Genomic DNA, 25,209 nt, shown 5'->3' with positions numbered 1-25,209 from the left:
CACCGATCCCGACCCGGCCATCAAGGCCGCCTTCGCAAAGGATGAAGAGACATGGAGCTGAAGGGCATCGCCGCCATCGTCACCGGCGGCGGCTCCGGCCTCGGCGCCGCCACGGCGGAGGCGCTGGCGGCGGCCGGGGCACGCGTAGCGGTGATGGACCGTAATGGCGAGGCGGCGCGGGCCGTCGCCGCCCGCATCGGCGGCACCGCCTCGTTGGGAGACGTCACGCAGGAGGAGGATGTCGCCGCCGCGCTGGATGCGGCGCAGGCGCTTGGCCCGCTGCGCCTCGCCATCTCCTGTGCCGGGATCGGGACGGCGAAGCGGATCGTCGGGCGCGACGGCCCGCACCCGCTGGACCACTTCGCCCGTGTCATCGCCATCAACCTCACCGGCAGCTTCAACCTCATGCGCCTCGCCGCAGCGCGCATGGCGACCGTGGAACCCGATGAGGAAGGCGAGCGCGGGATGGTGCTGAACACCGCCTCCATCGCGGCCTATGAGGGGCAGATCGGGCAGGTGGCCTATGCCGCCAGCAAGGGCGGGATTGTCGCGATGACTCTGCCCGCCGCGCGGGAGCTGGCGCGCTTCGGCATCCGCGTGAACACCATCGCCCCCGGGCTGATCGAGACCCCGCTGATGGACGAGCTGCCGCCCGAGGCACGCGAGGCGCTGGGCCGGTTGCCGCTCTTTCCCCGCCGCCTCGGCCGCGCCGGGGAATTCGCCGACCTCGTCCTCGCCGTCGCACGCAACCGGCTGCTGAACGGCGAGACCATCCGCCTGGACGGCGCCCTGCGCCTCAGCCCGCAATAGGGCCGGGCCATGCGCTTCCTCGCCGATGCCGTGGAACAGGGGCAGCTGCCGGCGGCCATCCTCGGCGGCTTCCTCGGCAGCGGAAAGACCACGCTGCTGAACGCCCTGCTGCGGCAGCCCGGCATGGCGGGCACGGCGGTGGCCATCAACGAGTTCGGCGAGGTGCCAATCGACCAGCATCTGGTGGAGGCCGAATCCGGCACCGGCCCGGACCGCACCGTGACCATGGCGAATGGCTGCCTCTGCTGCGACCTGTCGGGCGATCTCGAAGGCGCCGTGATGCGCATCTTCGCGCGGCGGGAGGCAGGGGCCCTGCCCCGCTTCGCGCGGCTGCTGGTGGAGCCCTCCGGCCTGGCGGACCCTGCGCCCATCGCCCAGGCGCTGCTACGCAACCCCGTGCTGTCACGCGTGCTCCGGCTGGACAGCATCCTCGTCACGGTGGATGCCCTCTTCGCCCGCGGGCAGCTGGCCGAGCATCCGGAAGCACGCGCCCAGGTGGCGCTGGCGGACAAGCTTCTCCTCACCAAGACCGATCTGGCCGAGCCCGCCGGAACCGCGAGGCTGCGGGAGGAGCTGGCCCGGCTGAACCCGCTCGCCCCCGTGATCGGGATGCGGCAGGGCGAGGCCGATCCGGGCGTCCTTTTCCCCGCACGCTTCCTCGGCACTCCCGGCGCGCCGCCGCCCGTCGTCGAATGGCTGGACGCGCTGCCGCCGCTCCACCACCGCCACCAACACCACGCACATACGCAGGGCACCGCCGCCCTCTCCCTCGTCTCCGATACGCCGCCGCTCTGGCAGGCCTTCGAGAACTGGCTCCGCCGCGTGCGGATCGAGGGCGGGGAGAAGCTGCTGCGCGTGAAGGGGTTGATCGGGGTGCCGGGCCAGTCCGGCCCCGTCGTGGTGCAGGGGGTGCAGCATGTGCTGCACCCACCCGTGCAGCTCCCCGCCTGGCCGGGCGGGGACCGCCGCTCGCGCCTCGTGCTCATCACCAACGGCCTGTCCCATTCGCCGCTGCGCCAGGGTTGGGACGCGCTGTTCGCCGCCCCGGCCCCCGCCTAAAGGAGAGGATCGCCCGATGCGCGCCATCGACGTCCATGTTCACCCGATGAACGCCGCCTATGTGGAGGCAAGCGCCCCCTTCGTGCCGGCCACACGCCGCATGTTCGGAGACCGCTTCGACGCCCGCCCGGACGAGGTGATCGCCGAAGACTTTCGCCGCGATGACACCCTTGCCATTCCCATCGCCTGGGACGCGATGGCCGGCGCCGGGGGCGCGGTCTATGGCAATGACCAACTGGCCGCGCTCTGCGCCGCCCATCCCGATGTGTTCCTGCCAGGCTGGGCCGTGGTCGATCCCTGGCGCGGCCGGGCGGGGATGGAGGAGATCGAGCACGCCATCCGCGACCTGAAGCTGATGGGCGTGAAGTACCAGCCGCCCGTGCAGGGCTTCGCGCCCTCCGACCGGCATTTCTACCCCATCTGGGATCTGCTGCAGGATCTCGGCGCGCCGGTGCTCATCCATTGCGGCACGACGGCCATCGGCTCCGGCGAGCCGGGCGGGCTCGGCTTCAAGCTGGAGCATGGCCGGCCGCTGCATATCGATAGCATCGCGGCCGATTTCCCGCGGCTGAACATCGTCGCCGCGCATCCCGGCTGGCCCTGGACCGAGGAGCTGATCGCGGTGGCCCTGCACAAGGGGAATGTCTCGATCGACATCTCCGGCTGGGGCCCGAAATACATCCCCGCGCCGCTGAAGCACGACATGCAGCGCCGGCTGCAGGACAAGGTGATGTTCGGCTCGGACTATCCCGGCTGGTCGCCGGGGCAGACGCTGGACGAGTGGGAGATGCAGGGCTTCAAGCCCGGTATCATCGAGAAGCTGTTCCGCGCCAATGCCACGCGCATCCTGAACCTCGCCGAAGCCGTCGCCCGCGCGGAAGCCGCCCGCCCGGCCTGAGCCGGCTGGGGGCCGCCAAGGCGGGGCGCATGGCGACCCTTTCCGAGCGCCTCCCGCGCCGCTGACACATCTCCTTCATCCGACTGCAACACGGCTGTCAGACCCTGCACCTATTGCGCCGCCCGGGATAGGCGGGGACAGCTTGTGCAGGGAATCGCGATTGACCGCTTGGCCAAGCGTTTCGGCGGCACCACGGTGCTGCGCGGGATCTCGCTGGAGGTCGCGGCCGGGGAGTTCCTCGCGCTCGTCGGCCCCTCCGGCTGCGGCAAGTCCACGCTGCTGCGGAGCATCGCCGGCATCGAGCACGCGGATTCCGGTACCATCCGCATCGGCGGCCAGGATGTGACCGGGCTGCGCCCGTCGCAGCGCGACGTGGCGATGGTGTTCCAGTCCTACGCCCTCTACCCGCATCTGACGGTGGAGGAGAACATCGCGGTTCCCCTGGCCATGCGCCGCCTGAGCGCGATGCAGCGCCTGCCGCTGATCGGTGGCTGGATGCCGGGCCCGGCCACCGCGCGGGACTCCATCACCCATGACGTGCGCCAGGCCGCCAATGCGCTCGGCCTCGGCAACCTGCTCAGCCGGCGCCCCGGCCAGCTCTCTGGCGGCCAGCGCCAGCGCGTGGCGCTCGCCCGTGCCATCGTCCGGCGCCCGGCGGCCTTCCTCATGGACGAGCCCCTCTCCAACCTCGATGCCAGCCTGCGCGTGCAGACGCGGCGGGAGATCGTGGCCATCCACCGTGCCGCGGGCGTCGCCACCGTCTATGTCACCCATGACCAGTCCGAGGCCCTGACCATGGCCGACCGGGTGGCGGTGATGCAGGCGGGCGAAATCCTGCAGGTGGCGCCGCCCGCCGAGATCTATGCCGACCCGCAGGACCTGCGCGTCGCCACCTTCATCGGCTCGCCACGCATCAACACCCTGCCCGCCGAGGCCGATGCGGAAGGCGTGCTCCGCGTGGCGGGCCAGGCGGTCGGGCTGCGCGTGGCCGGCAGCGGGGCGATGACCCTGGCGATCCGGCCTGAGGATCTGCAGCCCGCCGGCACGGGCATCCCGGCCCGGATGGAGACGGTGGAGTTCCTGGGCGAAAGCCTGCTGGTGCATCTGCGCCATGCCACGACCGGCACGCCACTGGTGCTGCGCCTGGCGCCGGAGGATCGCGAGACCCTGCCTCCCCAGGGGGAGCTCTCGCTGCGCTTCCCGGTGGATCGCGCGCTCGTCTTCGGCGCGGACGGCAAACGCGCCGCCGTGCGCAGCATGGCGCCGGAGGCCGTCCTTGTCGGCTAGCCTCGCCTTCCCCGCGCGGCGCCGCACGACCGGGGAGGCGCTGGCGGGCTGGATGCTGACCGCGCCGGCCGCCCTCGCCTATGCGCTGATGCTGCTGCTGCCCACCCTGGCCACCATCGCCCTGGCCTTCACGGATTACGAGCTGGGCGCGGATGGCCTTGCCTGGATCGGGCTGGACAACTTCGCGGAGCTGCTGCGGGACCGCGGCTTCGCCATCGCCCTGCGCAACACCATCCTCTATGTCGCGCTCGTCGCGCCGCTCTCCGTGCTGGGCGGCCTCGCGCTGGCGCTGCTGATCGAGACGGGAACGCGCGGCCGCGCCTTCTTCCGCGCCGTGTTCTTCCTCCCCGTGGTGTCGCTGCCGGTCGCCATGGCCGCCGCCTGGCAATACCTGCTGCACCCCACCATCGGCCCGTTGAACGCCGCGCTCCGTGGCATCGGCATCGAAGGGCCGGCCTGGCTCTCCTCCTCGGACACGGTGCTGCTCTCCCTCGCCGCCATCGGCGTGTGGGAGAATATCGGATTCAACCTCGTCCTCTTCCTCGCCGGCCTCACCGCCATCCCGCGGGAACTCTACGCCGCGGCCGAGGTGGACGGGGCGACGAGCGGCTGGGAGCGCTTCCGCCTCGTTACCTGGCCACTGCTCGGCCCCACCACCCTTTTCGTCGTCACCATCACCATGACGCGCGCGGTGCGCGTCTTCGACAGCGTGGCGGTGCTGACCCAGGGCGGGCCGAACAAGGCCTCCGAGGTGCTGCTCTACGCGATGTATGAGGAAGGCTTCACCTATTTCCGCCTGGGCTATTCGGCGGCCATCACCCTCGTCTTCCTCGCCATCGTGCTCGCCCTGGTCTGGCTGCAGACCAAGGTGCTGGAGAAGCGGGTGCACTATGCCTGAGCGGTTCCTCCTGCGCGACATGCCGCGCCTGGCCCTGCTGACGGTGCTCGGGCTTGTCGTGCTGATGCCCTACATCTGGATGGTGGCCGCCAGCCTGAAGCCGCTGGACGAGATCTTCCGCGCCTCCCTCTCCCTGCTGCCGGAACGGCTGCATGCCGTGGAGAATTACGGGAAGGTCTTCGCGAAGATCCCGGTCTGGCGCTACCTCTGGAACGGCGTCGTCGTCTGCGGCGGCATCCTCTTCTTCCAGCTGCTCTTCGCCGTGCCGGCGGGCTACGCGCTGGCGAAGCTGCGCTTCCCCGGCAGCGGCATCGCCTTCGGCGCGGTGATGCTGGGGCTCCTCGTGCCCTATCACGTCCCTGCCCTGCCGCTCTATGTCGGCTTCAGCCAGCTTGGCCTGCTGAACGGCTACACGGCCCTCATCGCCCCGGCGACGATCTCGGTCTTCGCCATCTTCCTGTTCCGCCAGTTCTTCAAATCCCTGCCGGACGACCTGATCCACGCCGCCCGAATGGACGGAATCGGGGAGGCGGAGATCGTCTGGCGCATCGTGCTGCCCAATGCCTGGCCCGCCGCCACCGCCTTCGCGATCTTCTCCGTCGTCGCGCATTGGAACGACCTGTTCTGGCCGCTGATCGTGGTGAACGGCCCGAACTACGCCACCCCCGCGCTCGGCGTCCTCTACTTCCGATCGGATGAGGCCGGCGACGATTTCGGCGCGCTGATGGCGGCCGCGGTGCTGATGACGGCGCCGCTCGTCCTCGCCTTCCTCCTCGCGCAGCGCCGCTTCATCGAAGGCATCGCCACCACCGGCCTCAAAGGCTGAGGCCGCCCCAAAAGGAGTCCCCCATGTTCGCTTCCCCGCAGCTCAGCCGCCGCGTGGCGCTGTCCGCGCCGGCCGCCATGCTCTTCGCGCCGCGCATCCTGCGCGCCCAGGCGCCGGTTGAGATCACCGTGCACTACGCGCAGCCCTTCATCTACAAGGAGGCCTATGGCGCGCTGCTCGCCGCCTTCGCCCGGCGCGAGCCGAACATCAAGGTGAACTACGTCACCACCCCGAACTACGAGGAGGGCGCGCAGCTCATCCTGCGCCAGGCCGCGACGAACCAGCTGCCGGACCTCTCCTACCAGGGCTTCAACCGCCTGCGCGTCTTCGCCGAGCGCGGCATCGCCCAGGACCTGCTGCCCCTGCTGAAGGCCGAAGCGACGGACCCCGCCACGGCCGGCTACACGCCGAACCTCCTCGCCCTCGCCCATTTCGGCGGCTTCCAGTCCGGCCTTGCCTTCGCCGCCTCCAACCCCGTCACCTACTACAACGCCGATCTGGTCCGCCGCGCGGGCGGCGACCCCGACAACTTCCCGACGAACTGGAACGACGTGCTGCAGCTCGCCGGCCGGATCGACCGCCTCGGCGACGGCAATGAGGGCATGTGGTTCACCTGGAACGGCGACGACTGGATGTTCTCCGCCCTTCTCTTCGGCCATGGCGGCCGAATGCTGACGGAGGATGAGCGCGATGTCGGCTTCGCCGGGCCGGAGGGGCTGGGCGCGATCCGCCTGATTGACCGCATGGTGAAGGAGGGCGGCATGCCCAACCTCTCCGCCGCCGCGGCGCGCCAGGCCTTCACCGCCGGCAAGCTGGGCATAATCTTCCAGACCACGGCGCTGGTGCGCGGCATGGTCGCCGGCGCGGGCAACAACTTCGTCCTCCGCACCACCGGCATGCCGGTGATCGACCCCGGGAAGGGGCGCCTGCCCACCGGCGGCGCGGCGGGCATGCTGACCGCCAAGGACCCGGCGAAGCGGGACGCGGCCTGGAAGTTCCTCCGTTTCTCCACTGGCCCCGAAGGCCAGGCGCTGATGGTGAGGAACACGGGCTACCTGCCCTGCAACCAGATCGCGATCGACGACCCGCAGTATCTGGGCGAGTTCTACCGCGCCAACCCGCTCTTCATGGCGGCGGTGCGCCAGATCCCGATCTCCATCCCCTGGTATGCCTTCCCCGGCACCAACAGCGTGCGCGTGACGCAGACCATGGTGGACAACCTGGCGCGCATCGTCGAGCAGCGCGCGACGCCGGAGGAGGTGCAGCGCGACATGGCGGCCGAGGTGCGCCGCCTCCTGCCGCGCCGCTCCTGAACGTCTCGTGCGGCGCCGGCGGGGCACCCGCCGGCGCCCATCCTTCCCAGCAGCCGGCGCCGCAGCGCCTGAGGATGGTTCCATGGCCTTCCGTCTCGCCCAGATCAGCGACACCCATCTCTCCCCCCGGGTGCCCGCCTTCAGCGCGAATTTCAGCATCCTGGCGGACCACCTTCGCGGCCTCCGGCCGGACCTGGTGGTGAATACGGGCGACCTCTCGCTCAACGGCGCCGACGACGCGGCGGATCTCGTCCTGGCCCGCACCGCGCATGACGGCCTCGGGCTGGATTGGCTGGCGGTTCCGGGCAACCACGACCTCGGCGATGATCCCCTGCCAAAATGCCGTCAGCCCGCGAACGCGGAGCGCCTGGCCCGCTGGCGCGCGCAGATCGGCCCGGACCTGTTCCTGCGCGATGTTCCCGGCTGGCGCCTGATCGGCCTTAACAGTCAGATCACGGCGACGGAGCTGCCGGAGGCCGAGGCGCAGATCGAGGCCCTGGCGCGTGCTCTGGAAGGCGCTGCCGGCCGCGCCGTCGCCATCTTCCTGCACAAGCCGCTCTGCGAGGAGCGGATGGACGAGACCGGCGTCACCTACTGGTGCGTCCAGCACGCCCCGCGCCAGCGCATCTTCGATCTCCTCTCGCGCCATCGCCCGGCCTTCGTCGCCAATGGCCATGTGCACCAGTGGCGGGACCGGGGCGTCAGCGAGGGGCTCCGGCAGATCTGGGCACCCTCCGCCGCTTTCATCGTGGGCGATGCTTATCAAGCTGTCGTCGGTGAGAAGCAGCTCGGCTATGTCGAGCACCTGCTGCACGCCGACGGCACCTTCGAAAGCCGGCTGGTGACGCTGCCGGGCCTGATGCGCCACGACATCGGCGAGATGCCGGAGCTCTACGGGCCTCAGAAGCGGCTGGCGGCCTAGGTGGGGGACTCATTCAGGTCCACTCTGCGACGGCGGCGACGAGTGCGAGACTGGCGAGGTAATTTCGGGCCAGCCGATCGTAGCGCGTGGCCAGCCTTCGCCAGTTTTTGAGGCGGCAGAACAGGCGCTCGATGACGTTGCGGCGCTTGTAGGCGCGCCGGTCGAGTGGGTAGGGCACGGTGCGGGTGGCGGTGGAGGGGATGACGGCCTTGATGCGCCCCTCCTTCAGCCAGCGGCGCAGGCTCTCGGCGTCATAGGCCTTGTCCGCGATGAGACGGCGTGGCCGGGCCGCCGCCTGGAGCAGCGGCAGGGCCATGGTGATGTCGGCGATGTTGCCGGGCGTCAGCGCAAAGGCAATCGGGCGGCCACGATCATCGGCCAGGCAATGGATCTTGGAGGTGCGACCGCCGCGCGAGCGCCCGACCGCTTGCGTCCACTCCCCCCTTTTCCACCCGCGGCAGATCGGTGGGCCTTCACGTGGGAACTGTCGAGGCTCAGTTCCTGCGGAACCTCGCCGCAGGCAGCTACCTTTTCGAACAGGCGCTGCCAGAGACCGCGCTGGGACCACCTGTTGAAGCGGTTGTAGACGGTCGTTGGCGGGCCGTACTCGGGCGGCACATCGCGCCAGCGGCACCCTGTCTTAAGCACGTGCAGGATGCCGCTGATTACCCGTCGGTCGTCCACGCGCGGCTTGCCTGGTCTGCCACGCGGCAGGTGCGGATCGACCGCCGCCCAGGCCTCGTCTGAAAGCCAGAACAGACGCGCCATCTCAGCCTCCTGGTCACTCAAACCCCATCAGGAGGTAAAACGCCAGCAAACCCATGAAGTTGTTTGGGTTCCCTACCTAGGGCCCCAGCGCGGCGCCGTAATCCGGCATCACCAACCCGTCCGGCAGTCGGCGGAAGTCCAGCCCATAGACCTCCCGCAGCCGCGGGGGGTCCAACACCTCCGCCACGCTGCCCTGCCCCGCCACGGCGCCGTCCCGCAGCATCAGCACCCGGTCGGCGCCGATCGCGGCCTCGTTCAGGTCGTGCAGGATGACCATCACGGCCAGCCCCTCCCCCGCCAGCTCCCGCAGGATGCGCAGCAGGGCCACGCGATGCGCCACGTCGAGGCTCGCCGTGGGCTCGTCCAGCAACAGCGCGGCCGGGCGCGGCGCGCCATCCAGTTGCGCGAGCGCGCGGGCCAGCTGCACCCGCTGCTGCTCCCCGCCGGACAGGGTGGCATAGGCCCGGGCCGCCAGGGGCAGCACACCCGCCCGAGCCATGGCCTCGCGCACCGCCTCCTCGTCCCGCGCCGAGCCGGGGTGGCCGTGCCAGGGCAGTCGGCCGAGGCCGACCACCGCCCGCGCGCTCATCGGGAAGGCCAGGTTCGCGTGCTGGGTCATCACCGCGCGGCGCCGCGCGAGGTCCAGCGGCCGCCAGGCCGGCAGCGCCCGCCCCTCGGCCAGCACCACACCGGCATCGGGCCGCAGGTCGCCGCAGAGCAGCCGGAGCAGGGTGGACTTGCCCGCACCGTTCGGCCCCACCACCGCCAGCACCTCGCCGGCGGCCAGTTGCACGGAGACATCCCGCAGCAGCGCCCGCCCGCCTCGGCGAAGGCTCAGGCCCTCCCCCGTGATCATGCCGATTGCCGCCGCAGCAGCAGCAGGAAGAAGGGCGCGCCCAGCAGCGCGGTGACGACCCCCACCGGCAGCTCCGCCGGCGCCGCCAGACTGCGCGCCACGAGATCGGCCGCGACGAGCAGCGCGCCGCCCAGAAGCCCGGCGCAGGGCAGCACGATCCGGTGCTCCGCCCCCACCGCCATGCGCACGAGATGCGGCACCAGCAGCCCGATGAAGGCGATGATGCCGGAGAAGGCCACCCCCGCGGCCACCGCCACGGCGGCCAGCACCACGGCCACGCGCTTCGCCGTCTCCACCTGCACGCCGAGATGGAAGGCCTCGCGCTCGCCCAGCATCAGCGCGTTCAGCGGCCGGGCCAGCCGCAGCAGCCCAAGGCAGGGCAGGCCCACCAGCGCCAGCAGCACGGGAAGATGCACCCAGCGCGCCCCGGCCAGGCTGCCCAGCAGCCAGAAGTTAATGTCGCGCGCCTGCCGGTCATCCGCGATCGCCACCAGCAGCCCCAGCCCGGCGACGCAGAGCGCGTTCACGCCGATGCCCGCGAGAAGGAGGTTCGCCACGCCCACGCTGCCCTCCCGCATCGCCAGCCGCGCGATGAGGAAGGTGGCGCCGAGCCCGCCCGCGAAGGCCAGCAGGGGCAGCAGCCACAGGCCGAGCAGGCCCGCCCGGCTGCCCATCAGCCCGCCGCCGAAGACGATGCCCGCCGCCGCCATCAGCGCGGCGCCGGAGGAGACGCCGATCAGCCCCGGATCGGCCAGCGGGTTGCGGAACAGCCCCTGCATCACCGCCCCCGCACAGGCCAGCCCCGCCCCGATCAGCGCGCCCATCAGCGCCCGCGGCGCCCGGACGACGGAGAGGATGGCTCGGTCTCCCGCAAATTCGGCGGGCAGCGGCGCGAGGCCCAGCAGGTCCGCGACCACGGCCAGAAACCCGGCCGGGGAGACGCGCGCCGGCCCCAGCAGCACGGCGGCCAGGAGCGAGGCGAGCAGCAGCCCCGCCGCGAGCGGCACTGCCCGTGCCGGCGCCCGCAGGGCCAGGCCGGTGCCGCCGATTCCGTCTACCCCCGCAGCCATGGGCGCTCCGGCAGGGCGGGAAGGGTGGCGCCGGGGCGCAGGGCAAGGGCCAGGGCCCGGCGCGCCTCCGCGGCGCGCGGACCGAAATTCAGGTGGGAACCGGGCATCGGCACCACCCGGCGCGCGGCGGCGGCCGGCGTCACCGCCAGGGCGGGCATGCGCAGCACTGCCTCCGGGCCGCCCGCCGCCTCCAGGGCATGATCCATCATCAGGATGAAATCGGGCGCCATGCGCGCCGCCATCTCCGGCGAAAGCGGGCGATAGCCGCGATAGCCCTCCACGAGGTTCACGGCCCCCGCCGCGCGGATCGCCGCATCCGCATGTGTATCCCGCCCCGAAACCAGGGGAGCCCCGGACGAGCCGGACAGGACGAAGATCCCGCGCGGCCGCGTCGGCAGGGCGGCAATCGGCGCGTCCAGCGCGGCCCAGTCCTCGGCCAGGGCGGAAGCCATGGGCTCCGCCGGCAGCTCCAGCGCCTCGGCCACGGCGCGGAGCTTCGCGACGGCAGCCTCCCCGCCCGCCCCGTCGGGCACGGTGCGGATGGGCATGCGGGCGGCACGAAGCACCTCGATCGCAGCTGGCGGCCCCGCCTCTTCCGACAGAAGGAGCAGGTCCGGATGGAGGGCGACCAGCCCCTCCGTCGGCAGGGCGCGCATATAGCCGATATTCGGCAGGCGCTGCGCCGCGGGCGGGACAAGGCTCGTCGTGTCCACCGCCACGAGGCGGCTCCCGGCCCCCAGGGCGAAGGCGCATTCCGTCAGCGCGCCGCCCACGCAGACCACGCGGGAAGGCACGGCGCGCGCGGCCCGGGCGGCAAGCAGCGCCGGCCCGGCCGCCAGGAGAGAGCGGCGCCGCATGGGCTTCAGGCGGCCGCGCCGAGCGGCGTGGTGCCCACCACCTGTTCCACCAGCGCGCGCCAGTCCTCGCGCTCCGGCACGCCCGGCTTGCGCGCGCCGAACAGGAGGGCGACCGGCGCGCCATGCGCGTCCAGCAGCTCGATGCTCGTCACCGGCCCGTCCGTGGTCGGCTTCACCACGCGCCAGGCCTCGGCCACCCCGGCTTCGCGCAGATGCAGGTTGAAATCCGGGTCCAGCACGTTGAACCACCCCGGGATATCCATGAGGCGGCTCACCGGCCCCGTATGGATCTGGATGGCGTGGCGGTTGCCGACGAAGACCATCACCGGCTGGCCGGAACCGGCGGCGAGGCGCAGCGCGGCGGAACCGGCGATGCTGTCCAGCCGCAGCGCCAGGTCCTCCCCGGCCAGGCGGAAGGCCTGGCGGCGGCTTGCCTTATGGCGGCGCAGCAGGGTCACGAAGTCATGCGTGTCCTGCAGCGCCAGCCAGTCGTCCCGCAGCGCCTTGGCATCCACCAGCGTCTCGGCCGCCGGGGGGGTCGGGGCGGCCGCCTCCTGGGGCGGGAGCGGGGCATCGGGGGCGGCGTGGCGCGCGACCAGGGCGGCCCAGGCGTCGCGGTCCGTCGCCTCGGTCGCATAGACCTTGTGCACCGCGTTGCCGTCCCGGTCGAAGATCTGGATCGAGCGGCGCTCCCCCTCCAGCGCATAGGCATGGGCCCAGGCGCCGGGGAACAGCCGCAGGTCGATATCCGGCCCCACCACCAGGATATGGCCCGGGCCGGAGGAGACATCCTGGAAGGCGCCGTGGCGCTCATGCACCGCATGGTCGTTGCGGGTCAGCGCCATGATCCGGCCGAGCTGCGGGAACTCCGCGAAGAGCGTGCCCCAATCGGCGCGCAGCGGCGTCGCCCTTCCTTCCGTGCCGGCGGCCACCAGCGCGGCCTCGGTGGTGCCGAGGGCCGCGGCGGCATCCCGCACCCGCAGCCGCGGCTGCTCCCGCCGGAGGGTCGAGTGGCGCTCCAGAAGTTCGTTCATCCTGTCCTCTCCCTACCAGCGCATCACGACGTTGACGGCGACGTATCGCCCGGGCTGCGCATAGAGATCGCGCGTGGCGCTGTTCGCCGCCACCCCGACCACATCGGTGGCCAGGAAGTACTTCTCGTTCGTCACGTTGAAGAGGCCCGCATTGATCGAGAGATTGCGACCCAGGTCGTAATGCACGGCCAGGTCGACCACCGTGTAGGACGGTGCGCGGAAATAGGTGCCGGTGCTCACCTGGTTGTGCCGCAGGGCGTGGGTGACGTTCACCTCCGCCCCCAGCCCCGAGCCGCTGCTCCAGGCCAGGCCGCCGACCACGCGGAAGGGATCGACGGAGTCGATGGCGGTGCCGGTCTCCTTGTCGATGCCGCGGGCATAGGCCGCGCTGCCCCGCAGCGCCCAGCCGCGCGCGAACTGCCACTCGCCCCGCGCCTCCACGCCATAGATGTCGACGCTGCTGAGGTTGCGGTACTGGAACTGCGTGAGCCCGGCGGCGGTGGTGCCGATCACCTTCGTGTCGATGAAGTCGGAATAGTGGTTGTAGAAGCCGCTGATCTGGAAGTTGCTGCCATCCGCGAAGCGGCCGCGGATGCCCGCCTCGAAGCCGTCGCTCGTCTCCGGCTTCAGGTCGAAGCTGGGCAGGATTTGGTAGCGCTGGACCGAGTTGGTGAAGCCGAAATTGGCCGTGTCATAGGGCGGCGCGCGGAAGCCATGCGCATACTGGCCGAACAGGCTGATATCGTTGTCCAGCCGGTAGAGCGCGCCGAGCTTGGGCGATACGGCGAACTCATCCATGTCGCGTACCCGCGCCGCGATGGCGGCGCCGGCCGAGTTGATGAAGGCCTGGTCGGGCGAGACGCGCAGGGAATACTGGTCCAGCCGCAGCCCGGGCGTGATGGAGAGGCGCCCGATGGTGATCTCATCCTGCACATAGGCGCCGAACTGCGTGGTTTCCGTATCCGGGAAGTTCTTGTTCGGATAGGTCTCGCCCGCGATGGCGTTGGTCACCGCGCCGGTCTGCAGGTTCTGCTCGAAGCGGTTGCGCGGCCGCGCGGTCTCGATCCGCTCGAGCGTCGCGCCATAGATCACGCTGTTGGGCAGGCCGAAGGCGGTGAAGTCGCTGCGGAGCTGCACCTCGCCGCCATAGATGTCCTGCTGGAAGCGGAAGTCGCTGTAGCGCAGCCGGTTGGCGCCCGCCGCGGCGGTGGTGGTGGACCGGTACTGCTCCGTCCGCTCCCGCCGGTCGAGGCTCACCACCCAGCCCCGCAGGTCAATGCGGTCTGCGAAGAGGAAGGGCGCGTCATGCGTGTATTGCGCGCTGATCCGGGCGCGCCGGCTGTAATCCTCCCCGAAGGAGGAGAGAACCGCCGCCCCCGCGGCGTTCGACAGCTCGGAGTTCAGCGTGGTGTCCACCTGGCGCTCGAACAGCTCGCCCGTCACGCGCAGATGGTCCGCCGGCGTCAGGTGCCAGATGCCGGTGCCGAGAAAGTTGTTGACGGTGTAGTCCTGCGGGTTCGGCAGCACATTGCCGTTCGGCCGTACCTCGCTCCCCGTGCGGTTGGTGAACTGCGCCAGCGCCTCCACATCCCCCGCGCGCGCCGCGCCCGTGATGGTGCGGGAAAAGGACTGGTCCGCGCCGCTATAGCCGAAGCGCAGGTTGAAGCCGAGGTTCCGCCCCTCCTCGATATAGTCCGAGGGATCGCGGGTGATGTAGCTGACCACGCCGCCCAGCGCGTCCGAGCCGTAGAGGGCCGAGGCCGGGCCGCGCAGGATCTCGATCCGCTTGACGCTCTCGAGGTCCACGAAGTCGCGGGTGTAGTTCCCCGCCCCGCTGTTGCTCTCGGGGAAGTCGGGGATGCGCACGCCATCCACCTGCACCCGCACGCGGTTGCCGCCGATGCCGCGGATGTAGAAGTTCGTGCCCCCGTTGCGCGCGGGCTGGTTGCCGAAGGAGACGCCGGGCTCGTAGCGCAGCGCCTCGCGCGGGCTGTTGGCGTTCTGGCGGTCGATCTGCTGCGTGTCGATCACCGTCACCGTTGCCGGCACGTCATCGACCGAGCGCTCCTCGCGCGTCGCCGTCACCGTCACGGGCGGCACGGCCACAGGATCGGCGGCGGGGGTCACGGCCGCCTGGGCCAGGGCGGCGCCCGGCAGAAGGACGAAGGCGGTGAGGGCGGCAGGCGCGCGTCGCGGGAGCAAGGTTGTCTTTCCAGAAGATCGAGATCACGGATTCTCTATCCAAAATGCGACTGATTTGCAAAGCCATTCGCAACGCAGCGATACACAAGCTCTTGCGTCAGCTGAAACGAAGGTAGCCCGCCATCTGGAAATGCCTCGCTGGCCCGCGAAGGCAGCTTTCGCCCGCCCGCCGGCCGCCGGGCTGGCCCAGGCAGCGCCGAAGCCGGGGGCGGCTACCCCGCCGCCGCGGGCGCCCCGGCGCTGCCTGGGCGCTGGGCGCGCAACAGCATCAGCGCGAGGAAGGAAAGCGCGGTCAGACTGCCGGACAGCGCCAGCGCCCAGTACGGGCCCGCTCCGTCCAGCACCATGCCGAAGAGCAAGGGTGCCCCACCCTGCAGGATGCGCGCCGGCGCCGCGATCAGCCCGCTGCGCAGCCCGTATCCCGCCGGCCCGAACAGGGCCAGCGGCAGCGTGCCGCGCGCGATGGTCAGAAGCCCGTTCCCCGCGCCATGCAGCAGGGCGAAGGCCATGGCGGCCGGCGCCCCCAGCAACGCCACCACCGCCACGCCGCAGGGATGCAGCGCCGCGGCCAGCCGCGCGGAGGTAAGCGGCGAGAAGCGCCGCAGCAGGCCGTATTCCATCAGCCGCGCCGCCACCTGGGCCGGCCCGATCATGGCGGCCGCCGCGATCGCCGCGGCCGGCGCCGCGCCCAGCGCCAGAAGCAGCCGCGGCAGATGCGCCGCCATCGCCGCCGCGACGAACCAGCAGGCCGCGAACACCCCGGCCAGGATGTACATCGCCCGTGGCGTGGCGGCGGGATCGGCCTCTGGCTCCGCCTCCACCACCGGCGGCGGCGCCTTGGGCACGAGGAGCCGGTTCAGCGGCAGCCCCATGGCCAGGTGCAGCACCGCCCAGGCGATGCAGGCGCCCCGCCATCCCAGTGCCTCGATGAAGAAGGCCGTGGCCGGCCAGCCCACCGTGCTGGCGAAGCCGGCGATCAGGGTGATGCCGGTGATCGACCCCCGCGCCGCGCGGCCGTAGAGGCCCGCCAGCGTGGCGAAGGCCGCCTCATAGAGGCCGAAGCCCATCCCCGCCCCGATGACCGCCCAGGCCAGCACCAGCCCGGCCAGCCCATGCGCCGCCGAAAGCAGCAGCAGCCCGGCGGCGAAGACAAGATTCGTCAGCACCAGGATGTCCCGCCCGCCCCGGCGGTCGATCGCCGCGCCCGCCATGGGCCCGAGCAGGCCGGAAAGCAGCAGGGCCGCGGAGAAGACGCCGAAGAACCAGTCGCGCGAGAGGCCGAGCTCCGCGGCCACCGGATCGGCGATCACCGCCGGCAGGTAGTAGGTGGAGGCCCAGCTCAGCGTCTGGGTCAGGCCAAGGGCGACGACGACCGCCCGGGGCGAGGTGGTTGGCACCTCCGGCGGCTCAGGCCGGCTCGCGCCGGGGGGCGCAGCAGGCCACCACAGGCGCGGGCGCCACGGCCGGCGCCACCCCGCAGCAGCCCCCCGCACCGGCCGGTTGCAGCGGCGCCACCGCCGGGCCCGCATGGCATACGCCGGTTTCCGGCAGGACCAGCTCCACCCGCCCTGCCGCGTCCACGTCACCGGCCAGGGCGGCCGCGATGGAGCGCACCTGCTCGTGCCCCGTGGCCAGCAGGAAGGTCGGCGCGCGGCCATAGCTCTTCATGCCCGCGATGAAGAAACCGGGTTCCGGATGCGCCAGTTCCCGCGCGCCATGGGGGCGCACCGTGCCGCAGCTGTGCAGGTTGGGGTCGATCAGCGGGCCGAGCGCCGCCGCGCATTCCAGCCAGGGATCGAGCCCCAGGCGGATCTCCCTGAACATGGAGAGATCGGGCCGGAAGCCCGTGGCCACGACGAGGGTATCGGCGGTGAAGGCGCGCGGATGCCCGGCGCCCTCCCCCAGCACCCGCAGGCCCTTCCCCTCCCGCCGAATCTCCGCCACATGAAAGGGAGAGACGACCTCCACGGCACCGCTTTCCACCAGTTGCCGCGCCGCGCTGCCCAAGGCGCCCCGGGCGGGCAGCCCGTCCGCCGCCTCACCGCCGAAGGCCTCCTCCAGCCGCTGCTTCCGCGTGACCCAGAGGATACGCGTGCTCGGACACTCGCGCCGCAGCGCGGCCAGGTCGATCAGGGCGTTCAGCGCGGAATGCCCGGCGCCGATCACCGCCGTCACCCGGCCGGCATGGCGGGCGCGATCCCGGCCGAGAACATCGGGGATGCCGGTTGCGATCCGGTCGGCCGCCGCCGCCTCGCCGATCGCGGGCAGCCCATCGGCACCGGCCGGGTTCGGCGTCGTCCAGGTGCCGGAGGCGTCGATCACCGCCCGCGCCTCGATCAGCCGCAGCGCGCCGTCCGGCTCCTCGACCCGCAGCACGAAGGGCAGCGCCTCCCGCCCCGCCGTTCGCATCTTGTCCGCCCCGCGCCGAGTCACCGCCACCACGCGGCTGTTCAGCCGGATGTGCGGGAGCAGGGCGGCCAGAGGTTCGAGGTAGCGCGCCACCAGCTCCGCGCCCGTCGGCACGGCTTCGGCGGGCGGATGGACCCAGCCGGCCTCCTCCAGCAGCGCCCGTGCCGCCGGATCCACGCAGTAGCGCCAGGGCGTGAACATCCGCACATGCGCCCAGGCGCGGATGCTGTGGCCGACCGCCGGCCCCGCCTCCAGCACCAGCGGGGTGAGACCGCGCGCGCGGAGATGCGCAGCCGCGGCCAGCCCGACCGGACCCGCGCCGATCACCGCGACGGGAAGCGCGCCGTCCGTCATGCCCGAAGCCCTTCCTCTCGGGAAAGGCCGCCCAACCCGGAGCCGCAACCCCGGTCACGGCCGCAGCAATTCTCGGTCAGGAAGCCGACCAGCCCGTTCATGGCCGCGTATTCAGCGGCATAGATCAGGGACCGCCCCTCGCGCCGGAAGGTGACCAGCCCCGCCTGGCGAAGCTGCGTCAGATGGAAGGAGAGGGTGGCGGAGGCCAGGCCAAGGCTCTCCCCGATGGCGCCGGCCGGCATACCGGCCCCGCCGGCCTGGACCAGCAGCCGGAAGATATCGAGCCGCGTCTCCTGGGCCAGGGCTCCAAGGGCGGCAATGACGGCCTTCTTATCCATATCTCCACAATATTGGAGATATGGAGATGGTCAAGCCGGGTCCCGGGCGCCGGTCAGAACCCGTAGAGGCGGGCCGGATTCTTCACGAGCAATCGTTCCAGCCCCGCCTGATCGGCCATCAACGGCAGCAGTTCGAGAAGGCTGGCATCGTCCTCCACGATGTGACGGGGGTTCGAATGCGGGAAATCCGTCCCCCACAACACGCGGTCCGGCGCCGCCGCGATCAGCGCGCGGGCGAAGGGCAGCGCGTCGTGGAAGGGTGGGCCGGCGGTGGAAACGCGGTCCGCACCCGAGACCTTCACCCAGCAATTCTCCCGCCGTACCTGCTCCAGCAGCGCAAGGAAGGCGGGCTGCTCCACGCCGCCCGCCGCATCCACCCGGCCCATATGGTCGATCACGAAGGGGATGCGCAGCGCGTCCAGCTCCTCCCGCAGCTCGATCAGGTCGGCCGCGTCCAGATGGATCTGCGCGTGCCAGCCCAGCGGGGCGATGCGCGCGACGATGCGGCGGAAGAAGCCGAGATCGGGCCGCGCCTTCAGGTGCTTCACGAAGCCGAAGCGCACGCCGCGCACCCCGCCCTCATGCAGAGCCTCCAACGCGCGCTCGTCGAAGCTGTCATCCACCAGCGCCACGCCGCGGTAGCGGCCACCGCTGGACGCGATGGCGTCCAGCATCGCGCCGTTGTCCGTGCCATGCACGATCGCCTGCACGATGACGGACCGCTCGATGCCCAGCCGCGCATAGAGCGCCGCCAGATCCTCCTTGCCACGATCCGGCGGCGTGAAGGGGCGGCCCTCCGCGAAGGGGAAGCGCGCCGCCGGACCCCAGATGTGGCAATGCGCGTCGCAGGCGCCCGGGGGCGGGGTGTATCGGGGCGCCATCAGTCCGGCTTCACCCCGGCGGCGCGCACCACCTCCGCCCAGCGCCCCACCTCGTCCCGGATGAAGGCCAGCGCCTCATCCGGCTTGCTGACGATGATCCGCGCGCCCTGGCTCGTGAACTGCCCAGCCGTCGCCGGCTTCGCCATGGCGGCAGCCGTTGCGCCATGAAGCCTGGCCACCCGCTCCGCCGGCGTGCCGGCGGGCGCGAGGATGGCATACCAGTTCTCGATCTCCATGCCGCTCACCCCCGCCTCCGCGAAGCTGGGCACGTCCGGCAGGGCCGGGGAACGCTGCGCGCTCGTCACCGCCAACGCCCGCAGCCGCCCCTCCTGCACATGTGGCAGCAGCACGGGCAGGTCGAGGAAGGCGATCTCCACCTCATTCGCCAGAAGCGCGGTGATGGCGGGCGCCGCCCCGCGATAGGGCACATGGGCGATGTTGACGCCCGTGTTTAGCTTGAAGCGCTCCCCCGAGAGATGCGGCGTTCCGCCCGGCCCCGAGGAGCCGAAGTTCAGCCGGCCCGGCCGCGCCTTCGCCAGCGCCACCAGCTCCGCCACGCTGCGCGCCGGGAGCTGCGGATGAACGCAGAGCAGCGTCGGCACGCCCGCCACGATGGAGACGGGCGCGAAATCCTTGCGCGAATCATAGGGGTTGTTCGGCATCAGCGTGACGTTCACCGCCACCGCGCCGGTGCTGCTGAAGCCCAGCGTGTAGCCATCGGGCGCGGCCTTGGCCACCGCATCCGTGCCCACGACCCCGCCGGCTCCCGAGCGGTTCTCCACCACCACCGGGCTCTTCAGCTCCTCGGAGAGGGCCTGCGCGACGATGCGCGCGGAAAGATCGACCGGCCCGCCCGGCGGAAAGGGCACGATCAGCCGGATCGGCCGGTCCGGGAAGGACTGCGCCAGGACGCCTGAGGGGCGCAGCGCCGGCAGGGCGAGAGAGGCGCCCAGCAGACCCCGGCGCGTCGGCATGAGATGGTTCAGTCGCATCGGACGGACATTCCTCCATCGACCACGATTTCCGTGCCGGTGATGAACCGCGCTTCGTCGGAAGCGAGGAACAGCGCGGCATTGGCGGTATCCCGCCCATCTCCGGCGAAGCCCATGGGAATGCGCTTCACGCGCGAGGCCAGCAGCGCCTGCGCGTCACCGCCCGCGCGCTGCCCGGCGAGGCGCACCTCCACCATCGGCGTGTGCATCTGCCCCGGTACCACCGTGTTCACGCGGATGTTGCGGCTGGCATATTCCACCGCGACGACTCGGGAGAACTGGATGATCCCCGCCTTGGAGGCCGCATAGGCCACCTGCGCCGCGCCGGTCCAACGGATACCGGAGGTGGAGGCGGTGTTGACGATCGCGCCCCCGCCCTGCGCCTCCATGATCGGCAGCACATGCTTGCAGGTCAGGAAGACGCTCTTGAGGTTGTAGTCGATCTGGGTGTCCCAGACCTCCTCGCTCATCTCCACCGGCCCGCCCTTGGCGGAGCCGCCGACATTGTTCACCAGGATGTCGATGCGCCCGCATTCCTTGTGGGCGGCCTGCACCATGGCGGCGATGGAGGCGCCGCTCATCACGTCGCATTCGCCCATGACGAAGCGCCCGCCTTCCTCCCGGATGCGGGCGGCGGTCTCCTCCATGGCGGAGAGGTTCTTGTCCACGCCATAGACCAGCGCGCCTTCGCGCGCGAAGAGCACGGCGGCGGCACGCCCGTTCCCCCAACCGGGACCGACCGATCCCGCCCCGGTGATGATGGCGACCTTGCCTGCCAGACGTCCTGCCATGGTGCTGTCCTGCGTTCCGTTCATGCGGCCGGCGCCGGGCCGGCGGGAGGGGCCGGGCGAGGCCCGGAGGGGAGGGAGAGCGTCACGCGCCCCGGTCCCGGCGGGGGATGCGAACACCTCACCTCGCTTAATCCATCGTCACATTGGCGCGCCGGCCGATGGCTCCCCATCGCTGCGTCTCCGCCACGATGAAGTCTCGGAATTCGGCGGGGCTGTTCCCCACAGGGCGCGCGCCCTGCTCGCCATACGCCTTGACCAGCTCCGGGTCCTTCAGCGCGCGGGCCGCGGCCTCATGCAGCAGGTTGCGGATCGGCTCCGGCGTGCGGGCGGGGGCGACCAGCCCGTACCAATTCTCCGCCTCCACGCTGGGCTGGCCCGCCTCGGCCAGGGTCGGCGTTTCCGGCAGCAGCGGGGAACGCTCCTTGCTGGCCAGCGCCACGGGCCGCAGCGCGCCGGACTGCACCTGCGACATCATCGCCGGCATGTCCGCGAACATCATCTGCACCTGGCCCGCCATCAGGTCCGTCACGGCCGGCGCGGCACCGCGATAGGGCACGTGCACGATGTCGATCCCCGCCGCGGCCCGCAGCGATTCCCCCGCCAGATGCGGCATGGAACCATTGCCCGAGGAGGCGAAGTTCAGCTTGCCCGGGTTCCGCTTCGCATAGCCGATCAGCTCCGCCAGCGTCCGCACGGGAAGCGAGGGCGTGACGGCCAGCAGTTCCGGCATCAGCGCGACAAGGGTGATCGGCGCCAGGTCCTTCGCGGCGTCGAAGGGCATCGGCGCGCCCAGGGCGGGGGAGATGGCGATGGCTCCGGCGCTGGTCAGCGCCAGGCTGCGCCCGTCCGGCGCGGACTTCGCCACATTGTCCGTGCCCACCACCCCGCCGGCGCCGGAGCGGTTCTCCACCACCAGGTTGCGCTCGAGGATCGGGCCCAGCTTCTGGGCCAGCACGCGGGCCACCAGGTCGTTCGGCCCGCCCGGCGGGAAGGGAACGACCAGCCGCATCGGGCCGTCCGGCAGGCGCGCGGGCTGGGCGATGGCCGGGCGCGCGAGCGGCAGCAGCGCCGCGCCGGCCATGATCGCGCCGAATTGGCGACGGGTATTCATCTCGTGTTTCCTCTCCCAGTTCTGGTTGCTTGCTTCCGGGCGCGGCTCAGCCGCCGGGCGCCCCCTGCGTGTTGACGTAAAGCGCGTAAAGGGAGTGGCTGGCGGCCATGAAGAGCCGGTTCCGGTGCCGCCCGCCGAAGCAGAGATTCGCACAGCGCTCGGGCAGCGCGATATGCCCGATCGGCTGGCCCGACGGGTTGAAGACCCGCACGCCGTCCAGCTCCGGGTCGCCCATGCCCCAGCCGCACCAGAGGTTTCCATCGACATCCACGCGGAAGCCATCCGGCGTGCCCGCCCCGGCCTCCAGCAGCACGCGCCCGTTGCGCAGCCGGTCTCCCTCCACGTCGAACACCCGGATGGTGCGCGGACGGGAGCGGGATTCGATGACGTAGAGCCTGGATTCATCCGGCGAGAAGGCGAGCCCGTTCGGCCCGCTCACATCATCCGCCACGACCGTGGCGCGGCCCGTCGCGCCGTCGATGCGATAGACCCGCTCCGGCAGCTCCTGCGGCGCCTTCACCCCCTGGTAGTGGCCCAGGATGCCGAAGGGCGGGTCGGTGAACCAGATGGAGCCGTCCGACTTCACCACCACGTCGTTCGGCGAGTTCAGCCGCTTTCCCTCGAAGGAATCGAGCAGCACGGTGATGGCGCCGTCATGCTCCGTGCGCGTCACCCGCCGCCCGCCGGAATCCCCGCCATGCTCACAGGTCACCAGCCGCCCCTCGCGGTCCCGCGTGTTGCCATTGGCGTTGTTGGACGGTGCGCGGAACGGCGTCACCTGCCCCGTCACCTCGTCCCAGCGTAGGATCCGGTCGCTCGGCACGTCGCTCCAGAGCAGGCTGCGCCAGGCGCCGAACCAGACCGGCCCCTCCGCCCAGCGGCAGCCGGTGTGCAGGCGTTCCACCCCCGCCAGGGCGAGGTGGTATTTTTCGAAGCTCGGATCCAGCGCGCGGATGGCCGGATCGGGGTAGCGCAGGCTCGGCTCCCACATTGGCGCGTCAGCCTACCGGCATGGGGTCGCCCGGCTCCGCCCCCAGCTCGGGTGCGAAGGCTTCGGGCAACCCGATCTCGAAGACATTCAGCGTCATCGCGACCAGCGCGTAATAGCCCAGGATTCCCACCAGCTCGACCATGCCGCGCTCGCCCAGCGCCGCCACGCCGCGCCAGTATAGCGGCTCCGGCACGCGGCGCGTGGCAAGCAGCGTGGAGGAGACGTCATAGACCGCGCGCTCGGCGTCGTCGCGCAGCGCGGGCTCGCGCCGCGCCGCGATCGCAGCCACCACCTCCGGGTCCATCCCGGCCTTCAGCCCCTCGCGCTTGTGCACGGTCCATTCGTAATGGGCGGTCCAGTGCCGGGCGGTGACGAGGATGGCCAGTTCGCTGAGGCGCGGTTCCAGCGTAGTCTGGTAGCGCAGCAGCTCGCCGAGCTTCTGGCCGCGCCGCGCCAGCTCGGGGTTCTTCAGCCAGGCGATCATCGGCGCGGGCACGCGGCCGCGGATGCCGGAGATGGCCTCCTGGCAAACCGCCTGTTCCTCGGGGCTCCGCTCCGCCTCCGGCGTCAGCTCAATCCGGGCCATGCTTCTTGTCCTCTCCCCTTGCCGCCTCAGCGCGCGGCTGCCTGGAGGCGCGCAGGATCGCCACCCAGATCGCGCGTCATCGCCGCCGCTTCCCGCATCACCAGCGGAACGCAGAGCGCCTCCACCTCCGGCGTGAAGCGGTAGAGCGGCACGGAAATGCCGATGGAGCCCGCCACGCCGCCCGCCGAATCCAGCACGGGGCAGGCAATCGCGGCGATCTGCGGCAGGCGCTCGCCACGGCTCACCACGGGCAGGCTCTCGCCATTCTCCAGCGCAATCAGGGATCGCCCATGCGCGCCGCGCCCCAGCGGCTGCGCCTCGCCCACATGCGCGACATCCCGCACCAGCTGCGGGGAATCGAGGCGGAACACGCAGCGGCGCTGGTCGCCCTCGCGCACGAAAAAGGCCGCGCTCTCCCGGCTCTCGGCGCGCAGCCGCTCCAGCGCGGGCATCACATGGTGCTCCAGCCGGAGGGAGCGGCGGAACAGGTCGCCGAGCAGCAGCAGAGTCGGGCCGAGAAGATAGCCGCCGGAGGGGAGGCGCTTGACGAAGCCATGCCCCTCCAGCGTGCCGAGCAGCCGCAGCGCCGTCGTCATGTTCAGCCCGGCCCGGCGGGAGAGTTCGGTCAGCCCCAGCGGGCCGTCCTCCTCCCGGAAGGCCCGCAGGATCACCAGCGCGCGGTCCACGGCCCGCACGCCGTCGCCGCCAAGCCCGCGCACCTCCGGCGCCGGCGCGACGGAGCGCAAGGCACGCGGGGCCGTCCCCGCGGTCGCGTCCTCTACCAACTTCTCGGCCCCTGGCTGCGCCCTGGCGCGTCGCGGCTGCTTTCCCATGCGCCGAGCCTAGCACGACTTCCGTCAGATGGAAGTCACTTGCATATGATGAAAGTTGCCGCCTAGGATGGCCGCAGGCCGCCGGCACAGGCGGACCGGCAGCTGTTGCCGGAACGGACGGAGGAAGCTTGATGGTGATCCGGCGGCGCGGCGCGCTCGGCCTCATGGCGGCGGGCATGGCAACCGGCCTGGCGCGGCGCGCGGCCGCGCAGCCCGCATGGCCCTCCCGGCCCGTGAGCTTCATCGTTCCCTTCGCGGCCGGCGGCGCCTCGGATGTCGTGGCGCGCGCCAGCGGCAACCAGATGTCCCAGGCCATCGGCCAGCCGGTGGTGGTGGAGAACAAGCCCACCGCGAACGGGCAGATCGCCGCGCGGCAGCTCGCCCGCAGCGCGCCGGACGGCTACACGGTGCTTGTCGGCTCCATCGGGGTTTTCGCGCTCAACGCCGTGCTCTACCGCGACCCCGGCTACGACCCCCTGCGCGACTTCGCGCCGGTCACGCTGGCCGTCACCACCCCCAACGTGCTCGTCACGAACCCCGAGAAGGTGCCCGCCACCGACCTGCCAGGCGTGATCGCCTGGATGAAGGCGAATGCGGGCCAAGTCTTCCACGCCACCAGCGGCATCGGCTCCTCCCCGCACCTGACCATGGAGCTGTTCACGCAGAAGACGGGCACGGAGGCCACCCATGTCCCCTCCCGCGGCGGCGCGGCGGCGGTGACGGACCAGTTGGCCGGCCGCACCCAGATCTCCTTCCAGGGCCTCGGCACCATCATCGAGCCGGTGAAGGACGGGCGGCTGCGCGCCATCCTCGTCACCTCCGCCGAACGGAACCCGTTGCTGCCCGACGTGCCCACCGCCCGGGAATGCGGCCTTTCGGACTTCGAGGTCAGCTCCTGGCAGGCGGTCATGGAGCCGGCCGGCCTTCCCGCCCCGGTGCTGCGCCGCCTGCATGAGGAGGTGGTGCGCGCCCTGCGCCACCCGGAGGTGGCGCCCCGGCTGGAAGCGGCCGGCTATGGCGTGGTGGGCAACACGCCGGAGGAATACGGCGCCTTCCAGCGTGCCGAGATCGAGCGTTGGCGCCGCGTGGCCAGCGCGGCGCGCATCTCGCTCGACTGACGGCG

General features: G+C 71.5%; 25 protein-coding genes. 9 read left to right on the top strand and 16 right to left on the bottom strand.

Annotated features, from left to right (window positions below):
* Positions 1-51: 51 nt before the first annotated feature.
* From BUB97_RS04030 to BUB97_RS03995, 8 genes are all read left to right on the top strand, one after another.
* Positions 52-810 (top strand): SDR family NAD(P)-dependent oxidoreductase, encoded by a 759-nt coding sequence (locus tag BUB97_RS04030; protein ID WP_073131747.1) that lies wholly within the window; start codon positions 52-54, stop codon positions 808-810.
* Between the two features lie 9 nt (positions 811-819).
* Complete coding sequence (locus tag BUB97_RS04025) at positions 820-1,869, top strand: CobW family GTP-binding protein (protein ID WP_073131745.1); 1,050 nt, start codon at positions 820-822, stop codon at positions 1,867-1,869.
* Between the two features lie 16 nt (positions 1,870-1,885).
* Positions 1,886-2,767: an amidohydrolase family protein gene (locus BUB97_RS04020; protein ID WP_073131742.1), complete on the top strand. Its 882-nt coding sequence runs from the start codon at positions 1,886-1,888 to the stop codon at positions 2,765-2,767.
* A 168-nt stretch (positions 2,768-2,935) separates the two neighbouring features.
* Positions 2,936-4,054, top strand: a complete 1,119-nt coding sequence (locus BUB97_RS04015) for an ABC transporter ATP-binding protein (protein ID WP_245818188.1) — start codon at positions 2,936-2,938, stop codon at positions 4,052-4,054.
* Positions 4,044-4,952 (top strand): carbohydrate ABC transporter permease, encoded by a 909-nt coding sequence (locus tag BUB97_RS04010; RefSeq protein WP_073131737.1) that lies wholly within the window; start codon positions 4,044-4,046, stop codon positions 4,950-4,952. The genes BUB97_RS04015 and BUB97_RS04010 overlap by 11 nt, the downstream gene beginning before the upstream one ends.
* Entirely contained in the window at positions 4,945-5,778 is an 834-nt protein-coding gene (locus BUB97_RS04005; protein WP_073131734.1) for a carbohydrate ABC transporter permease, read from the top strand. Before BUB97_RS04010 ends, BUB97_RS04005 begins: the two co-directional genes overlap by 8 nt.
* A gap of 23 nt (positions 5,779-5,801) precedes the next feature.
* Complete coding sequence (locus BUB97_RS04000; protein WP_073131731.1) at positions 5,802-7,091, top strand: ABC transporter substrate-binding protein; 1,290 nt, start codon at positions 5,802-5,804, stop codon at positions 7,089-7,091.
* A gap of 82 nt (positions 7,092-7,173) precedes the next feature.
* Positions 7,174-8,013, top strand: a complete 840-nt coding sequence (locus BUB97_RS03995) for a metallophosphoesterase family protein (RefSeq protein WP_073131729.1) — start codon at positions 7,174-7,176, stop codon at positions 8,011-8,013.
* Between the two features lie 13 nt (positions 8,014-8,026).
* Here the strand turns inward: BUB97_RS03995 and BUB97_RS03990 are convergent.
* The 16 genes from BUB97_RS03990 to BUB97_RS03910 all read right to left on the bottom strand — a co-directional run bounded on the left by BUB97_RS03990 (position 8,027) and on the right by BUB97_RS03910 (position 24,086).
* A protein-coding gene (locus BUB97_RS03990; RefSeq protein WP_217659564.1) for an IS5 family transposase occupies positions 8,027-8,781 on the bottom strand; the annotation gives its coding sequence in 2 pieces (ribosomal slippage) (positions 8,027-8,448 and positions 8,448-8,781; 756 coding nt in all).
* A 76-nt stretch (positions 8,782-8,857) separates the two neighbouring features.
* Positions 8,858-9,637 (bottom strand): heme ABC transporter ATP-binding protein, encoded by a 780-nt coding sequence (locus tag BUB97_RS03980; RefSeq protein ID WP_073131727.1) that lies wholly within the window; start codon positions 9,635-9,637, stop codon positions 8,858-8,860.
* On the bottom strand, positions 9,634-10,707 hold the full coding sequence (locus BUB97_RS03975; protein ID WP_073131725.1) for a FecCD family ABC transporter permease: 1,074 nt from the start codon (positions 10,705-10,707) through the stop codon (positions 9,634-9,636). Before BUB97_RS03975 ends, BUB97_RS03980 begins: the two co-directional genes overlap by 4 nt.
* Complete coding sequence (locus tag BUB97_RS03970) at positions 10,692-11,564, bottom strand: heme/hemin ABC transporter substrate-binding protein (RefSeq protein ID WP_073131722.1); 873 nt, start codon at positions 11,562-11,564, stop codon at positions 10,692-10,694. Before BUB97_RS03970 ends, BUB97_RS03975 begins: the two co-directional genes overlap by 16 nt.
* Positions 11,565-11,569: 5 nt before the next feature.
* Positions 11,570-12,598: a hemin-degrading factor gene (locus BUB97_RS03965; RefSeq protein WP_073131719.1), complete on the bottom strand. Its 1,029-nt coding sequence runs from the start codon at positions 12,596-12,598 to the stop codon at positions 11,570-11,572.
* Between the two features lie 12 nt (positions 12,599-12,610).
* A complete protein-coding gene (locus BUB97_RS03960) occupies positions 12,611-14,800 on the bottom strand; it encodes a TonB-dependent hemoglobin/transferrin/lactoferrin family receptor (protein ID WP_073131717.1) in 2,190 nt (729 codons plus the stop codon).
* Positions 14,801-15,012: 212 nt separating this feature from the next.
* On the bottom strand, positions 15,013-16,197 hold the full coding sequence (locus tag BUB97_RS03955) for an MFS transporter (RefSeq protein WP_073132196.1): 1,185 nt from the start codon (positions 16,195-16,197) through the stop codon (positions 15,013-15,015).
* 10 nt (positions 16,198-16,207) lie between these two features.
* On the bottom strand, positions 16,208-17,563 hold the full coding sequence (locus BUB97_RS03950; RefSeq protein ID WP_073131715.1) for an FAD-dependent oxidoreductase: 1,356 nt from the start codon (positions 17,561-17,563) through the stop codon (positions 16,208-16,210).
* Positions 17,560-17,901, bottom strand: coding sequence for an ArsR/SmtB family transcription factor (locus tag BUB97_RS03945; protein WP_073131713.1), 342 nt, complete (start codon positions 17,899-17,901; stop codon positions 17,560-17,562). The genes BUB97_RS03950 and BUB97_RS03945 overlap by 4 nt, the downstream gene beginning before the upstream one ends.
* A 53-nt stretch (positions 17,902-17,954) precedes the next feature.
* Positions 17,955-18,782: an amidohydrolase family protein gene (locus BUB97_RS03940; RefSeq protein WP_073131711.1), complete on the bottom strand. Its 828-nt coding sequence runs from the start codon at positions 18,780-18,782 to the stop codon at positions 17,955-17,957.
* Complete coding sequence (locus BUB97_RS03935; RefSeq protein WP_245818187.1) at positions 18,782-19,774, bottom strand: Bug family tripartite tricarboxylate transporter substrate binding protein; 993 nt, start codon at positions 19,772-19,774, stop codon at positions 18,782-18,784. The genes BUB97_RS03940 and BUB97_RS03935 overlap by 1 nt, the downstream gene beginning before the upstream one ends.
* Positions 19,765-20,565 carry an SDR family NAD(P)-dependent oxidoreductase gene (locus tag BUB97_RS03930; RefSeq protein ID WP_073132191.1) on the bottom strand — a complete coding sequence of 267 codons (801 nt, stop codon included), beginning with the start codon at positions 20,563-20,565 and terminating at the stop codon, positions 19,765-19,767. The genes BUB97_RS03935 and BUB97_RS03930 overlap by 10 nt, the downstream gene beginning before the upstream one ends.
* Before the next feature lie 127 nt (positions 20,566-20,692).
* Complete coding sequence (locus BUB97_RS03925) at positions 20,693-21,676, bottom strand: Bug family tripartite tricarboxylate transporter substrate binding protein (protein ID WP_073131708.1); 984 nt, start codon at positions 21,674-21,676, stop codon at positions 20,693-20,695.
* A gap of 46 nt (positions 21,677-21,722) precedes the next feature.
* Positions 21,723-22,667 (bottom strand): SMP-30/gluconolactonase/LRE family protein, encoded by a 945-nt coding sequence (locus tag BUB97_RS03920; protein ID WP_073131706.1) that lies wholly within the window; start codon positions 22,665-22,667, stop codon positions 21,723-21,725.
* A 7-nt stretch (positions 22,668-22,674) separates the two neighbouring features.
* On the bottom strand, positions 22,675-23,253 hold the full coding sequence (locus BUB97_RS03915; RefSeq protein WP_073131704.1) for a carboxymuconolactone decarboxylase family protein: 579 nt from the start codon (positions 23,251-23,253) through the stop codon (positions 22,675-22,677).
* A gap of 26 nt (positions 23,254-23,279) precedes the next feature.
* A complete protein-coding gene (locus BUB97_RS03910) occupies positions 23,280-24,086 on the bottom strand; it encodes an IclR family transcriptional regulator (protein WP_086061885.1) in 807 nt (268 codons plus the stop codon).
* Positions 24,087-24,217: 131 nt separating this feature from the next.
* Here BUB97_RS03910 and BUB97_RS03905 point away from each other — a divergent pair, with 131 nt between their 5' ends.
* Positions 24,218-25,204 carry a Bug family tripartite tricarboxylate transporter substrate binding protein gene (locus BUB97_RS03905; protein WP_073131702.1) on the top strand — a complete coding sequence of 329 codons (987 nt, stop codon included), beginning with the start codon at positions 24,218-24,220 and terminating at the stop codon, positions 25,202-25,204.
* Positions 25,205-25,209 lie beyond the last annotated feature (5 nt).

Source organism: Muricoccus roseus (assembly GCF_900141905.1).
GTDB classification, from domain to species: Bacteria; Pseudomonadota; Alphaproteobacteria; order Acetobacterales; family Acetobacteraceae; genus Roseomonas; species Roseomonas rosea.
Note: the sequence above shows the minus strand (reverse complement) of the source record. Positions and strands in the feature narration are given on the sequence as shown.